The following is a 16,599-nucleotide window of genomic DNA, read 5'->3' as shown; positions in this document are numbered from 1 at the left end:
GATCTATTTTACCTGCCATATGGAGCCGGGTTGGGATTGGCTTTAACTTACAAGCCTTATCTTTAAAGCAGTTTACATTTCAAGTTTCAAAAACACAACCGCTATAATGAAATCTGCCTTGTTCAACAATACGCTGATGTTGCTTTTTTTGCTTGTAATAACCGGCAGCGCAGCCGCACAAATTAAACCTTCCGCCTTACAGCTCACGCAGGTTAAAAGAGGGTATGGTATGTTTATTCATTTTGGCATTAACACGTTTAATGAAACAGAATGGTCGGATGGCAGCCTGCCCGTATCGTCGTACAACCCAACACAGCCCGATTGCGACCAGTGGATAAAAACGGCTAAGGAAGCAGGTTTCAGGTATGTGATACTGGTTACAAAACACCATGATGGCTTTTGTTTGTGGAACAGTCAATACACTAACTACGATGTGGCTTCGTCTCCGGTTACAACAGATGTGGTGGGTGCGGTCGCCAAAGCCTGTAAAAAATATGGTATTGAACTGGGCCTGTACTATTCGCTGTGGGACCGGCATGAGCCCACGCACAACAACCCTGACCCGGGAGTGTATGTTCAGTACATGAAGCACCAGCTTACGGAACTGCTTACAAAGTACGGCCCCATTTGCGAGGTATGGTTTGACGGCGGCTGGGCAAAAAAAGATGACGACTGGAAAATACCTGAAGTATATGCACACATTAAAAAGCTGCAGCCCAATTGCCTGGTAACGGTTAACCATACCATCGGCACGCGGGAAAAGATTGATAAAATTCAGTTGCCGGTTGATATGCAGGCGGGTGACCCCATCCGTTTTTACCCGGTTGATTTCAGAACAAAAGATCCCAACCTGGCGAGATGGGACGACCCGAAAATATACAGTCGCAATAAGGAAAATAAATACCTGATCCTGGAGCATACGCTTTGCCTCTCTGATCGCTGGAACTGGTTTCAGAAAAAGGCTATGATGCCCGCACGCGGCGTGGATGAACTGGAAGAATTATTTTACTGGACAACGGCGCACAACAACATCATCATCTTAAATGTTCCACCGGGGCAGGATGGAAAAATAAGAGCGCATGAACGCAACACGATTTTGTCGCTGGCTGACAGGCTTGGCATCCGCGACGGCAAAGCGCCATTGCCATCAGGCTATCAGAACATGGCATTTAATATTCCCATCACTGCCACCAACAGTTCGCCTGATAAACAATTTGCTCCGGCAAAAGCAAATGATGTTAGTTTGGAAACCTGGTGGACCGCTGGTGATACCAGGGCCTCGCTGGAAATGGATTTAAAACCCGGCAGCCGCTTTAACCGCATCACTATATTTGAACAATCACAGGACAGCAGCCTGGCGGATGGCTTCAGTACCATCCGGAAATTTTTTGTGCAGCAATTTTCAATTGAAGTATTTAATAACGGAGCCTGGAGCACGGTCCATATGGGCGATACCATTGGTGCCTGCCGTATTATTTTATTGCCTGAATATTGTACTGCTTCAAAAATAAGGTTGAACATTTTGCAGGCAAGTGCCGTTCCATCCATTGCGCATTTTGCTGTGGCGGATACAAAGTCGAAAGGCGTCAGGAAGATCAGCAGATAGGCAAACTGTTTTCCAGGGGTTGCCAGATTAATTTTCCCAATCCAGCTATTTTCTGGATATTACAGTACCATTGTTCAACTACCCTAGTTTATAGCTGCTTATGACCCTACCTGTTGCTTACCGTTTTGCCTTAAGGTCCTTGTTTTGCTTCGCCTGTTGTATGGCTGTGGCCGTTACTGGTAAAGCACAGGTTAAACAGCCTGTAAAAAATAGTATCCAAAGACAAATTTCTTTTTTCACTTTTACTGATTCGTTCGTTAAACATGCCAGGCCTGCGATGATGCCTGCTAAAATGGATAAGCAGGCAAACAGACCCCTTGGCATTACAGCCACCTGTAATACCACTACTTTCAGGATGCACCTTACCGCAGATGCCGGTAAGAAAATAAAACTACAGGAAATTCAAACCATGACGGATGGCAATTTTTTGCTGGCAGGAAATGTAACCCTGCCCAATACAGAACAGGAAGGATTGCTTTGTATAATGTCTAACGCCGGTGCAGTCATTGCTCAAAAACAGGTAAGGATCAATAACAAACCCACTACCATTTTTAATATCAAAACCATGTTCAATGGCCAGGTGGCGATGGCGGGCATTGTGCATGAAGCTACCGATAAGGTGTTTGTTGCTTTGCTGAAGAGCGACCTTTCTGTAAGCTGGATGAAGACATTAGATGTAACCGGCCCGGTGGGTACTTTACTGGATGTTATTACAGACAACAAGATTTACCTGGCAGCACAGGTAAACAATGCAGTGGTTCATTTAGTGTTAAGTAATACGGGTATAATAAGTTGGAGCAAACAGCTCAATATAACAGGGCTCGATAACCTGGCCGGTGTGGGCCACAATAACTTTTCTGCACTGATACTTTCGCTTAACTGTACCAATGCAGGAAAAAAACAAGTTCAGTTAATTACAGCAGATGAACTCTCCGGTAATATGGTAAGTTCAAATATTTTGGGTGATGGCACTGAGGAAAATAAAACAAATAAGGCAACTGCTTTTGGTAACAGGATTGTTACCACGGGCATCACTAAAAATAACGCGGGCCAGTTTATGCTGAGCCGGCAGATTATGTCTGAATCAACTCAAACAGAAACTTTGCATTCGTACACCCTTGGCGAAACAATTGACTTCGGTATTTCCAGTGCACAGGATAATGCTGGCGATGTAATGGGCTTCTGCTTTCCAGCTACCGGTAAACTTTTATTTCTCCGTCATTTTGCCTATTATCAATCAGCCCCGGAACATGCGGTAACTTATGCCGTGCCCGTTGGATCAAGTATAGCGGGCGTTACCCGGTCGGTAAATGATGGTGGGTTTTTGTTTGCATTGAACACAGCGGCAGGCAGTGAATCTATTTTAATTAAGACAGATAGCATTGGCATACTGGCGGGATGCAATTATCAAAATAGCTCCGTTAATTATACCGAGCAAATTAATGTATCCAATGTTTCAGGCATTAGCACTACAAATACAATTACGGCCAACCAGCATGCAGCGAATGCAACAGAAAACGGATTATCGTTGCTTACGCAGTTTGATTGTAATCAAAGCTATTGTCCTGTTTTGCCGCCAGAGGACACTTGCCTGGCTTCTTATTTTAAAACTTACCGGTCCAATAGTTATGCGAATAGTTTTGGTACTTACGCTTTGATGCGTAACAACAGGCAGCTAGTAGTTACAAGCCGGCTCGACAGGGTTTTTGGTGATATGAATACGGCTTCTGCTGGCCTGGGCTTGTTTGATGAGAATGGGAATTTTGTAAAGGGCGTAACTGTGTTTCATAACGACGTTTCAACCTCTATTGAAATAAAAAAAATAGACCCCCTGCATGTGTTAATGATAGGCTATTCTCCGGGTAAAAATACGTATTCACTGATAGATGATAACCTGCAGACAATCTGGAGCAAATCAATTGACTACAACAGTGCGGGCAACGAGTTTGCACCCACCAATGTCATAACAGATGCAGGTGGAAACTTATACTTGTTCTCAAATTCCGGAGGCTTTTTTGAAAATGTTGTACGAGTGGGCGTGCACAAAATGGATGCTTTAGGAAATTCGGTGTGGACTAAATTCTATGAAGTTCCGGCTACACATCTGCTAGGAATGCTTGCCACTGCTACCAACACCTCGCTCGTGTTAGTTGCAGAAGGACCAGACAGGGGAAGCATTTCATTAAACATTAATAAAACCAGCGGGGAATTATTAAACGTTTATCACTACGCAAGTAACAGTGGCAATTTTGGAACAAATGGGTTGCTGAAATTTCAAAATGACCGGATATTGTACGCAGGCCTTACCCCTGAAAATAATTTTTTGATGGGTGTACTGGATACAACTGGTAAGCCGGTTAAGTTCAGCAGCATTCCCGTCAGCATGGGTTTGCGTGCAACAACTGCACGCGGCGGCAAATTATACGCAATAGGTGAGTATTTTAATGGCATTGAAACGAAAGAGCTGTTTATAAAAGCAGACAGCTCATTATCCCTTGATTTTGTCAACGAGTCTGACTTTATCCGCCCGGGCTATCCTTCAGGCATGGAAGTAAGTAATGAAGGGAATATTTATGTACCTGGCAGTTACTTTTTTGGTGGTGCAAATAGTAACTATGCTGAACCTACGCTCCGGAAGTTTGATCCCAAAGGTGTAACGGGTACATGTGCCTACCAACCCCGGACATATGCCTTAAGCGATCTCATTCTGCAAACAACGGTCGTTCCTTTTACCACCCTTCCTGATGGATCAATGACCCCAACCACTATTCCGGTTACGTTCATCCCTGATGTTTATGGCGAACAGGTTGCAGAATTGGTATGCAGCAGCACACCTACCTGCACTTCAATTAAACTAACCGGTACCAGCAAGCTTTGTAAGCTCAACCAGCCCTATACTTATACAGCCCGCCGAAATACAGGTTGTACTATTAAACCGGTATGGTTTTATGATACTGCTTTTGCAATATTGCAAACGATTGATGACACCACTGCAACAATTACATTTAAAAAACAGGGCAGCACCTGGATAAAGCTCAAGCTCAATGCTGGCTGCAGTTTCTTTACCGATAGTATGTTGGTGGAGGTGCAACAATCGCCGGGTATTTTTAGCCTGGGCAATGATACCGTTCTCTGCAAAGTGAGCAGCATACAACTGAATGCCGGCAGTGGTTTTAACAGCTACCTGTGGCAGGATGGATCGGTTGATTCTATTTTGACTGTAACAAAGCCGGGCATGTATGCTGTAACCGTTGACAATGTTTGCGGCGATGTTTATAAAGACACCATCATTGTACAACAGGTAAATGTACCTGTGTTTAACATAGGCCGCGATACCAGTATTTGCAAAGGCGACACGTTGCGCCTGGCAGCTACGGCTGGCTTTAACCAGTATGCCTGGAAACCCACACCGGTGGTGAACGGGCAAGGTGCCGCCGCTACATTTTATCCGCTTCAGAATATGACTATCACTGCCATTGCAACCACCATTGAAGGTTGCAAAGCCTATGATACATTGGCACTGTCCGTTAAAACAGCAAGACCGGTTTCGCTGGGGAATGACACCAGTTTCTGTACAGGGGATTCAATTGTATTGCGTGCCGGCGCAGGTTATCAGCAATACAGCTGGGGCAACGGTGCTGTTACAGAAACGGTTATTGTTAAGCAGGCGGGCAGCTATTCCCTTATCGCAACGGATATGAACGGCTGCAAGGCAAAAGATACCCTGCAGGTACAGTTGTATGCTTTGCCCAGGCCCTCACTCGGCAATGATTTTAATTTATGCCAGGGTAGCCGGCAGCAGCTGGATGCAGGTATTTTTAACCGCTACCTTTGGCAGGATGGCAGTACAGGCAGGTATTACAATATTACCACTACCGGTACTTACCGCGTTAGTGTTACCGATGCACATGCCTGCACCGCAGCAGATACTGTCATCGTAAAAAATATCATCCCGTTACCTGCCGGCTTTTTAAAAGCGACAGACAGTATTTGCCAGTACGAAAAAATGACTGTAACTGCGGTGGGCAGTTTTACTTCGTATCTCTGGTCTGCCGGCGGGATACAACCAGCAATCACAATCACGGCCCCTGGTTTATACACCCTTACTGTAAAAGATGCGAATGGATGCGCAGGTACCGATAGCATCTATATCTTTCAAAAAGATTGTGTTGCCGGAGTTTTTATACCTACCGCTTTTACACCCAACGGCGATAGCAGGAATGATGTTTTTAAAGCCATTGTTCATGGTAACCTGCTCAGTTTCCGGCTGCAGATTTTCAGCCGTTTTGGCGTACTTGTGTTTAGTACCACCGATCCCCAAAAAAGTTGGGATGGAAAATTTAAGGGAGCGGTTTTGCCCACTTCTTCCTTCATATGGCAATGCTCCTACCAGTTTGCAGGCCAGTCTGCCATGCTGATGAATGGAAATGTGGTGATGTTTCGTTAACCCGGATCGCCCCTGCAGGTTTGTCCATAGTACGGTTCCTTCAACAACCCGTTGCGTTTAAAAACGTACGCTTCCGCAAACATTAGTACGTGAAAGGTGAAATATATATCCCGTAAGCCGGGTGCAGGAATGCCCAACACTCCCGTGCAGCACGGGTGCTGCACGGGAGTGTTTAAAGATTAAATACGGTTACATTTTTGTATTGCCCGGTGTAAATTTTACCACTTTATTATTGATGGGCGTTACCGTTCTCAGGTAGGCGAAAATGGCTTTCAGGTCTTCTTCTTTCATTTTACCATACATGGTCCATGGCATGATGGAATTAAACTCGCCCGGCTGCAATTTTTTGGTTAAGGTTGCAGAATCAGAACGGGAACGGAACAGCGTTAAAAAGGTAGATTCGCTCCAGGAGCCTGTGCCCGTTGCTTTATCAGGACTGATATTACCCGAACGCACAATGCTGCCGTCGGGGAAAGGAAAAACCCTGCCGCCGCCGAACTCGGTGCCTGCCACCAGCTTACCTTTTTCAAATTGGGTATGGCATTCCATACAGGCGGCCGCATTCACCAGGTATTTTCCGTAATTCAACACATCTGTTTCGGGTGGCATTTTGGTAAGGCTTGCTTTTGACGGCATCGTATTGATGATAATGCCCATCGGAAAATCAGGCGACGAAGCCGGCACTTCATTCTGGATAGGTTGCAGGCTGCGTATATAGGCGATGATACTGTAAATATCTTCTGCATCCATGCGGCCGTAGTAATGATACGGCATTACCGGGAACAAGGCTTTTCCTTCCTTCGTTACACCGGTTGTAATCACCCTGAAAAGTTCTCCATCCGTGTACCGGCTGATGCCTGCCGGTGTGATGTTCTTAGAATAAAATGCACCCGGGAAACCAAATTTCTGGTCAAATAATTCTCCGCCTTTTCCTTTGGTACCCTCCAGCGGCGGACCCGAAAACCTTGACCAGTCCCTGGTAGAATGGCAGTCGATACAAATAGTAACATGGTTGGCCAGGTATTCGCCCCTTGCCACCTGGGCGGCGGTTTTAGGAACGGTAACAATGGGTGCTGCACCAACATTGGGCAAAGCCAGTTTTACATAACCCGCTATGCCAATAATGATGAGCACTATCACGACAAGCAGTATGCTGATTGTTTTAATTATTTTTTTCACTGTAAGGTTGTTTGGTTGCTTGGTTTTTAGAAAAGGTAATACAAAAAATGCCTTGTGCATGGGTGCACAAGGCGTTGGTTGATCATCAGGAACCGTCTATTTTTTTGACACCGCAAAGTGTTGTATTTTTTCGTCGATGATGGCTACTTTGCCATTCTCCATTTTGCAGTCATCAATCACGTTCAGTGAGTCTGCCTTGCCTTTCTTGTCGGTCCATTTTTGCTTGTACCACATGGTTACCCAGCTTTCTTTTTTATCGGCGCTTGTCACCGGTTCCCAGTCCTGCATTTCAATGCTGATGGTACCATATTTTGCCCGCTCGCTGGTAAAAAATTTTGCCAGGCTGTCTTTGCTTAGTTTGGCATGCATATAATCAAACCGCAGTTCCACACTATCGGCAAAGTTGGCCATACTGGCGGCTATATCGCCGGTTTCAAAACCCCTCAGTGCTTTTAGTGCTGTTACTGCCAGCTGCGGGTCACCGGCCTGCCAGTTTTGCCAGGGCTTGGCCAGCGTGTAGGGATAGTCTGTTACAGTAGCGGCCGGGGCGGTAGTAACAGCAGTAGCCATGCTGTCCTTCTTTTCCGTTGCGGCTTCTTTACCGGCGGGTGCGCTGCAACCTGCAGCCAATGCGATGCCTGCGAAAAAAAATAATTTTTTCATGTTTAAAAATTTTTAGGATAAAACAAATAAAATGGCAGCAACAGAGGGAAGCAGGATAGAACAACAGTTTGCAGCAGGGTTTTTAAAACTTTCGATAAGGTAGTGCGTTAAAATTTAAAATGCAAGTATTCGGTATAATTAAAAACTCCACATGGTGTGGATAAATGCGGGCAGGTGTTGTACAATTTTGATAATGCTGAAGTCACCGGGTTTTTGACAGTGCACGAACTGGGGCATTCTTTTGTAAATACTGATGTGGCAGGGCTGCTGCCCGAACTGTTAAAAGATACTGCCTTGTTCACACCAGCGCTGGCAAAGGCGCTTGAACCATCTTACATAGGCACGTGGGAAACCTGTTTGATTGAACACCTGGTAAGGCTGGGTGAAATAAGGATTGCAAGATCTATGGGCGACGATAAGGAAGAGCAGCGGGTAAGAAAGCTGCATGTAACGCAATTCAAATTTATTCTGCTGCCCCTGCTGGAAAAGAAGATAGCGGAATATGAAAACAACCGTACGTTATACCCTACTTTTAAAAGCTTTTTGCCTGAAATACTGAACATGTTCCACGAGCTGAAACCAACGGACATTGACCAGATTTTATCGGAGAACCTGGTTAAATAACTTTCATTAAAAACTTGCTGACAAGATGAATGGATAACTGATCATAGAATAATTAATAATGGCCCACTTCTCCGGAAGTGGGCTTTTATTTTTGTTACCGGCTGTGGAAGCTTTGGGCGGCATCGTTGTGTCACTCCCTTGTACGGCATACCATTGTGGAGCTTTGCCCACGTTGTAAATTAGGGATTGTAAATTTGCACCATGGCCGATGTACACAACAAAGCAACCCGCAGCTATAACATGAGCATGATCAGGGGCAAAAACACAAAGCCCGAAATGCTGGTACGCAGGTTTTTACACGCCAATGGGTACCGTTACCGCCTGCACGATAAAAAATTGCCCGGCAAACCTGATATCGTTTTACCAAAATACAATACCCTCATTTTTATACATGGTTGTTTTTGGCATTGAACGCTGATCGCAGATAATTAATGTAATTTAGGAGATTGCGTTTAAGTTCTTATTTAAGTCTTTTATGCTATACCCAATGATAATGAAAAAAATACTCAATCTTTGAATCAATGATACGCCATTTCTATTCTGCCCTTATATCAGCATTTTTAAATTCTTCACCGCAAGAAATTTTTGGTACCCTAACACAAAACAGTGGTTTTGCAGATGAAGTTTCTCAGAAAGAAGCTTGGCTTCAGCAAATTACAATTCTAAAGGAAAACCTGAAAGGTTATGATGGGACAATATTCTTTGAATATTCTATTCCAAGGATGGGGCGCAGAATTGATATTGTTTTAATTATTAAGAACGTAATTTTTATTCTAGAATTTAAAGTTGGGGAAAGTGAGTTTTTATCAAGTGCATTAGATCAAGTTTTTGATTACGCTCTCGATTTAAAAAATTTCCATGAAACAAGTCATGAACATTTAATTGCTCCAATTCTTATTGCAACAAAGGCAAAAGATATTATTTACAATATCGAGACAACACCTCATAACGACAATATTCTTTTTCCAATTAGAACTAATACCTCCAATCTTCAGGAATTGTTTAACAATATCCTATTGTTCGCTGAAGGTGAAAATATAGATTGTGAGTTTTGGAGTAAAGGTAGATATCAGCCTACCCCAACTATCATAGAAGCAGCAATGGCTCTTTATAGCAGTCATTCTGTTGCAGAAATTTCTAGAAGTGATGCATCAGCAATTAATTTAACCGTAACGAGCAATGCTGTTTCGCAAGTTATCGACGATGCAAAAGCAAACAATGCAAAAGCAATCTGTTTTGTAACTGGTGTGCCAGGCGCAGGAAAAACACTAGTAGGTTTAGATATTGCTACTAAACACTTAGATAAAGAACAAGGAACAGCTAGTGTATTTCTTTCAGGCAATGGGCCATTGGTTGCAATACTACGAGAAGCATTAACAAGAGATAAAGTTAAGCGTGAGAAAGTAAAGGGTATAAAAATTACAAAAGGAGAAGCTGGGCGTGAAGTGAAAATGTTTATACAAAACGTTCACAACTTTCGTGATGAATATTTAAAAGATGAAAGCGCACCATTTGATCATGTAGCAATTTTCGATGAAGCTCAAAGAGCTTGGGATCATCAACAGACAGCATCGTTCATGCGTCGAAAAAAGAACTTCCCTAATTTTCCGCTTTCAGAACCTGAGTATTTAATATCCTGCTTAGATCGACATAAGGATTGGGCTGTAATTGTTTGCTTAGTTGGGGGTGGGCAGGAAATCAACACAGGTGAAGCAGGTATTTCCGAATGGATAGACTCAATTAATCGTACTTTCCCTCATTGGCAAGTTTATATGTCATCAAAATTAACAGATAGCGAATATGCTGCCGGCAATGCATTAAATAAGTTACAGAATAAAGAAAAAATTTTTGTAAAAGATGAAATGCATTTAGCCGTTTCAATGCGTTCTTTCAGAGCAGAACATCTTTCGGGGTTAATCAAAAATTTGCTTGACCTTGATTTACAAGAGGCACAAAGAAATTATGAACTAATTAAAGAAAAATATCCAATAGTTATTAGTCGAGATTTAACCGCCGCGAAGCGATGGCTAAAAGAAAAAGCAAGGGGTACAGAACGATATGGAATAGTTGTGTCCTCTCAAGCTCAAAGGTTAAAACCACTAGCAATTGATGTAAGGTCACCAATGGATCCAATACATTGGTTCTTGGATGGAAAGGAAGATGTCCGTTCTTCCTTTTATTTAGAAGATGTAGCTACCGAATTTCATGTGCAAGGTTTAGAGTTAGACTGGGCTTGTGTAACATGGGATGCTGACTTTCGTTTTTCGCAAAAGGGATGGGAAACATATTCTTTCGTCGGTGAAAAATGGCACCACATAAGAAAGGAAGAAAGAAAGCTTTATTTAAAAAATGCTTACAGGGTACTTTTAACAAGAGCAAGACAAGGGATGGTTATAGTAGTGCCTAACGGAGATACAATTGATGCAACAAGAGATCCAAGTTATTATAATAATACATTTGAGTATTTAGAAAGAATAGGTTTCGGGGTCATATGAAAAATCAACTATCAAATTATATAAAAAATTTGCCACCTAAAGGTAGGCCACTCAAAAAGGCAACCTGCACCACATAAACCTCTCTCCCCCTCCTAGTCTCCATCCAGAAATTTCCCGGGCGAGTCCCTGCACAGATTACTGAAATTTGCAACCAGCATAAGTTGCAGGACTCACCGACTAACAGCGTGGAGTACACGCAATACACATAATTGCTCAGAAGCAATTTGCAAATGCCATCTCAATAGGTCTGGTCCTGCGGCCTACAAAAACAGGGTGATGTCATGGCCAGTTCAGAACTTGCCTTCGAAGAAAAATCTCAGGCACCGCAAAAATCAGGCTTGTTTCATTAAATTACATTAGGAACGCCTTACTAAGCCTTAATCAGCAACTAACGAATGTTTTCAATTGCTTTCATAGATACAGAGATTGAACCAAAAAGCGGAAAGATTCTTGACATCGGAGGTGTCAAAACTGATGGCAATCTACTTCATTCAAACTCAATAAATGAGTTGACTAATTTTCTAAAAGGAGCAGATTTCCTTTGTGGTCACAACATTCTCAATCACGACTTAAAATACGTTAAGCAAGCTGTTCATGATGCAGGCATAAATCCGGCAAATGTTATTGACACGCTGTTTCTCTCTCCCCTACTTTTTCCAAGGAGGCCATATCATGCCTTGCTTAAAGACGACAAGCTACAAACGGAAGATGCCAATAACCCGCTTAACGATTCTATCAAAGCCAGAGATCTTTTCTTCGAAGAAGTGGCAGAATTTCATCAAACAGACGAAACACTCAAACAAATTTTATATATTCTTTTAAATGAAACAAAGGAGTTTGGCTCCTTTTTTATTTTCACTAAATACAAGTGTGATAATAAGGATCTTGAACAACTAATTCGTATAAAATTTCATTCTGAAATTTGTGAACAAGCCAACTTAACAGAAATAATTTCAAAAAATCCAATTGAATTAGCTTACACTTTAGTTTTAATAAATTGCCGGAATCGCTATTCAATTACCCCTCCCTGGGTGTTGAAAACATATCCGGAAATAGAAAGGGTAATGATAAAGTTGAGAAACAAACCGTGTCTCAGTGGTTGTATATATTGTAATCAGTCGTTAGACATACATAAGGGACTAAAAACTTATTTTGGTTTTGATTCTTATAGAAAATACGCGGATGAGCGATTGCAGGAAAACGCAGTTAAAGCAGCCATTGAAAACAAATCCCTTTTAGCTGTCTTTCCGACTGGTGGCGGTAAGTCAATTACATTTCAGGTTCCAGCCTTAATGAGTGGTGTCGCAACAAAAGGTTTGACAGTCATTATTTCTCCGTTGCAATCCTTAATGAAAGACCAGGTTGATAATTTAGAAAAAATTGGTATCACAGACGCTGTTACAATAAATGGTTTGCTCGACCCTATAGAAAAAGGGAAATCCTTTGAAAGAGTTGAAGACGGTTCAGCATCGCTGCTTTATATCTCACCAGAATCTTTGCGTTCAAAAACAATTGAAAGACTTTTACTGGGAAGAAAAATTGTTCGATTTGTTATTGACGAAGCTCACTGCTTTTCATCATGGGGACAAGATTTTAGGGTGGATTATTTATACATCGGTGATTTCATCAAACAAATTCAAGAGAAGAAAAATCTGGAAGAAACAATTCCTGTTTCCTGCTTCACTGCAACTGCAAAGCTAAAAGTCATTGAAGATATTTGTGCTTACTTCAAAGAAAAACTTTCTCTTGATTTAGAAATTTTCAGTTCTAATGCTGCAAGAACAAACTTGCAATACAAAGTTTTTGAGAAAGGAGATGAGGAAGATAAATATAATGCCGTCAGAGATTTAATTGACGAAAAAAACTGTCCAACTATTATTTATGTTTCCAGAACGAAAAAGGCTTATTCACTTGCAAAAAGGTTGACGGAAGATGGTTTCAATGCGAAACCTTATCACGGTAAAATGGATGTGACAGAAAAAACAGCCAATCAAGATGCATTCATTAAAGGTGAAGTTCCTATTATGGTCGCTACCTCTGCGTTCGGAATGGGAGTTGATAAAAAAGATGTTGGAATGGTTATTCATTTTGACATATCCGATTCATTGGAGAATTACATTCAGGAAGCCGGCAGAGCAGGCCGTGACGAGAGCATAACGGCAGAATGCTTTGTTTTGTTTAATGAGGAAGATCTAAGCAAACATTTCATATTGCTAAACCAAACGAAACTATCAATAAAAGAAATACAGCAAGTATGGAAAGCAATAAAAGACATAACAAGGTTTCGTTCTTCAGTTTCAAATTCAGCATTAGAGATCGCCAGAAAGGCCGGTTGGGATGACAATGTAGTAGAAATTGAAACGAGGGTAACCACAGCCATAGCAGCCCTGGAAGATGCTGGTTATTTAAAAAGAGGGCAAAATATGCCCCGGATTTTTGCGAACAGTATTCTTTCAAAGACTGCACAAGAAGCTATTGATAAAATAAATGCCTCACAAAGATTTGAGGAAAAGCAAAAAGAAAAAGGAATCAGGATAATCAAGAAACTCTTTTCAAGTAAAAGTAGAAAACAATCCAACGACGAAGCGGCAGAATCAAGAATAGATTACATCTCTGACCATTTGGGAATTGTAAAAGAAGAAGTAATAAATATTGTCAATCTTCTTCGCGAGGAAAAGATTTTAGCAGATGCAAAGGATTTAACTGCATTTATAAAAAAAGGAGAAAATATAAACCGGTCATTAAAGATAGTAGAAACCTTTAGTCAGATTGAAAATTTCCTTTTGGCGGTGATTCAGGAAAAAGAAACAACATTTCATATAAAGGAATTGAATGAAGATGCAGAACAAAAAGGTTGTAAAGATGTCACGCCAAACAGATTAAAGACTATAATTAATTTTTGGGCAATCAAAAATTGGATAAAACGATATAATGAACAACATTCAAAGAATCACATTGTGATTCTTTGTGTTCAGCCGAAAGAATCATTAAAGCAAAAGTTAGAGAAGCGACATGAATTAGCCAGGTTTCTTGTTGAATATCTCTATGAGAAAAGCGATTTAACTATTGCAGAAGGTGAAAAGGAAAAAGAAGAAATATTGGTTGAGTTTTCAGTTCATGAATTAAAAGAAGCGTTTGAGAAAAAGCCAAGACTTTTTGAGATTAAGGTTTCAATTGAAGATATAGAGGATACACTTTTTTATCTTTCAAGAATCGATGCGATAAAAATTGAAGGTGGTTTTTTGGTTACTTATAATCGACTTACCATTGATAGAGTTGAGCAAGATAATAAGAGAAGATATAAGAATGACGACTATCAGAAGCTAAATCAATTTTACGAAAATAAAGTACAGCAAATTCATATTGTTGGTGAATATGCAAAAAAAATGATTGGCGATTACAAAGGGGCATTACAATTCGTAGACGACTATTTTAAACTAAACTACACTTCATTTCTAAATAAATATTTTAAGGGTAGCAGGCAAAACGAAATCAAAAGAAATTTGACTCCCGCAAAATTTCAACAGTTATTTGGTTCATTGTCCCTAACGCAATTAGAAATTATTAAAGACAATGACACAAAACACCTGGCAGTTGTTGCAGGACCTGGCAGTGGGAAAACAAGGGTATTGGTCCACAAATTAGCATCACTGCTCTTGATGGAGGATGTTAAGCATGAGCAATTACTCATGGTAACATTTTCAAGAGCGGCAGCAACAGAATTTAAAAAGCGTTTAATTTCACTCATTGGTAACGCCGCTCATTATATTGAAATAAAAACCTTTCATTCTTACTGCTTTGACTTATTGGGCAAGGTTGGAAGCCTGGAAAAGTCAGATGCGATCCTGAAAAGCACTATTGATAAGATTAAGAACGGTGAGGTCGAAGCAAATCGAATTACAAAAACGGTATTGGTAATTGACGAAGCTCAGGATATGAATGCTGACGAGTTTGCCTTGATTAATACATTGATGGAACAGAATGAAGATATGAGAGTGATTGCCGTAGGAGATGATGATCAGAATATTTACGAATTCAGAGGCGCAAGTTCAAAATATCTGGAGCTGTTCATGAAAGAAAGAAAAGCAGCCAAACATGAACTTATAGAAAACTACAGAAGCAAAAGCAATTTGGTCGACTTTACAAACGGATTTGTGAAAAAGATTCACCACCGTTTGAAAGAAACACCCATATCTGCAAAACAAACCGACAATGGAAATATAAAGTTGGTTCATTATCAAAATGGAAATCTTATTTCTCCATTAATACAGGACATACTTACAACAGAACTTATAGGAACCACTTGTGTGCTTACAAAGACAAACGATGAAGCCTTACAGGTTACGGGTCTACTTTTGAAAAATGGGATGCAAGCCAGGTTGATTCAAAGCAATGATGGATTCAATTTGCAAAACCTTTTGGAAGTTCGCTTTCTTCTGAATAAGATCAACATGGGTGAGGATGTAAAAGTTATCAGTGATGATGTTTGGGCAGATGCAATAAGTGAAATGAGGAAAAAATTTCAGCCAAGTTCAAAGTTAGAGGTCTGCAACAACCTTATCAAACAATTTGAATTTAGTAATTCAAAGAAGAAATATAAATCAGATTTTGAAATTTTCGTAAGGGAATCAAAGTTGGAGGATTTCTACAGTGAAAACGGAGAAACGATTTTTGTTTCTACAATTCATAAAGCAAAAGGAAAAGAGTTTGATAATGTTTTTATCATGCTTGATAACTTCAACCCTACAACCGATGAAGAAAAACGCCAATTGTACGTTGCAATTACGAGAGCAAAACGAAACCTTACAATCCATTTAACAGGAAATTATCTTGACAACCTCGCAGCAGAAAATTTGGAGAGAGTTGAGGACAAAGAAGAGCATTTACCGCCAAGTGAGCTGGCAATGCACTTATCCTTCAAAGATGTTTGGTTAGACTATTTTATAACAAGACAACATATTATTTCACAGTTAACAAGTGGGGATTCATTGCTAACAAACGGCAATGAGTGTACGACAACAAAAGGTCAGTCAGTCTTGAAATTTTCAAAACAATTTCTCAATACAATCGAATTACAAAAGCAAAAAGGCTATCACTTAAAGCAAGTCAAAGTCAATTTTATTATATACTGGAAAAAAGAAGATACTGAACAAGAGTTTAAAATTATTTTGCCGGAATTATATTTTGAGAAGTAATCCGTTAGCTAAGAGGTGACACCTGTTTACAAACGAACAAGCGCAAACCCGGCCCGTTGGGCGAAGACGAGGCGGTGTCTTCGGTACACCGGTTCAAACGCATTCTTCCCCGGGGTGGATGAATGGATAAAAATGGAGCTGCATGTTGCGTTACCTTCCACTCAACTAACAGTGATTGATGGGTTAACAGTACAACTTTCGCAACATTTGCAAACGCCAACCGTTAAGGCAATACCATAACAACCCCGGTATGAAAAAAATCTTCCTTGCTACGTTGGCAGTCACCTTTTAGCTGGTTGCCAACCTTTTTTAAAGTTTTTTTAGTAGAAAAAAAACTACCCAGGATTGGCAACTTTTCCGACACTTTTAAATGCCCCCGCTGATATTTTA

8 protein-coding genes are annotated in these 16,599 nt (G+C 40.9%); 6 read left to right on the top strand and 2 right to left on the bottom strand.

Annotated features, from left to right (window positions below; translation table 11 throughout):
- Positions 1 to 106: 106 nt before the first annotated feature.
- Together QWZ08_RS21020 and QWZ08_RS21015 are read left to right on the top strand one after the other, a co-directional pair.
- Positions 107 to 1,606: an alpha-L-fucosidase gene (locus tag QWZ08_RS21020; RefSeq protein ID WP_290339522.1), complete on the top strand. Its 1,500-nt coding sequence runs from the start codon at positions 107 to 109 to the stop codon at positions 1,604 to 1,606.
- A 100-nt stretch (positions 1,607 to 1,706) separates the two neighbouring features.
- The gene (locus QWZ08_RS21015; protein ID WP_290339521.1) at positions 1,707 to 6,053 is read left to right on the top strand and encodes a T9SS type B sorting domain-containing protein; all 4,347 of its coding nucleotides are present in this window, start codon (positions 1,707 to 1,709) and stop codon (positions 6,051 to 6,053) included.
- 189 nt (positions 6,054 to 6,242) lie between these two features.
- Here the strand turns inward: QWZ08_RS21015 and QWZ08_RS21010 are convergent, their stop codons facing one another.
- Together QWZ08_RS21010 and QWZ08_RS21005 are read right to left on the bottom strand one after the other, a co-directional pair.
- Positions 6,243 to 7,232, bottom strand: a complete 990-nt coding sequence (locus QWZ08_RS21010) for a c-type cytochrome (RefSeq protein ID WP_290339520.1) — start codon at positions 7,230 to 7,232, stop codon at positions 6,243 to 6,245.
- A gap of 96 nt (positions 7,233 to 7,328) precedes the next feature.
- A complete protein-coding gene (locus QWZ08_RS21005) occupies positions 7,329 to 7,895 on the bottom strand; it encodes a hypothetical protein (RefSeq protein ID WP_290339519.1) in 567 nt (188 codons plus the stop codon).
- 156 nt (positions 7,896 to 8,051) lie between these two features.
- Here QWZ08_RS21005 and QWZ08_RS21000 point away from each other — a divergent pair, with 156 nt between their 5' ends.
- From QWZ08_RS21000 to QWZ08_RS20985, 4 genes are all read left to right on the top strand, one after another.
- Entirely contained in the window at positions 8,052 to 8,519 is a 468-nt protein-coding gene (locus tag QWZ08_RS21000; protein ID WP_290339517.1) for a DUF4932 domain-containing protein, read from the top strand.
- Between the two features lie 201 nt (positions 8,520 to 8,720).
- Complete coding sequence (locus QWZ08_RS20995; protein WP_290339516.1) at positions 8,721 to 8,930, top strand: very short patch repair endonuclease; 210 nt, start codon at positions 8,721 to 8,723, stop codon at positions 8,928 to 8,930.
- A 110-nt stretch (positions 8,931 to 9,040) separates the two neighbouring features.
- The gene (locus QWZ08_RS20990; protein ID WP_290339515.1) at positions 9,041 to 11,014 is read left to right on the top strand and encodes a DUF2075 domain-containing protein; all 1,974 of its coding nucleotides are present in this window, start codon (positions 9,041 to 9,043) and stop codon (positions 11,012 to 11,014) included.
- A gap of 395 nt (positions 11,015 to 11,409) precedes the next feature.
- Complete coding sequence (locus QWZ08_RS20985; RefSeq protein ID WP_290339514.1) at positions 11,410 to 16,209, top strand: RecQ family ATP-dependent DNA helicase; 4,800 nt, start codon at positions 11,410 to 11,412, stop codon at positions 16,207 to 16,209.
- Positions 16,210 to 16,599 lie beyond the last annotated feature (390 nt).

The organism is Ferruginibacter paludis, assembly GCF_030409685.1.
GTDB lineage: Bacteria > Bacteroidota > Bacteroidia > Chitinophagales > Chitinophagaceae > Ferruginibacter > Ferruginibacter paludis.
This window is presented reverse-complemented; position numbering and strand designations above follow the sequence as displayed.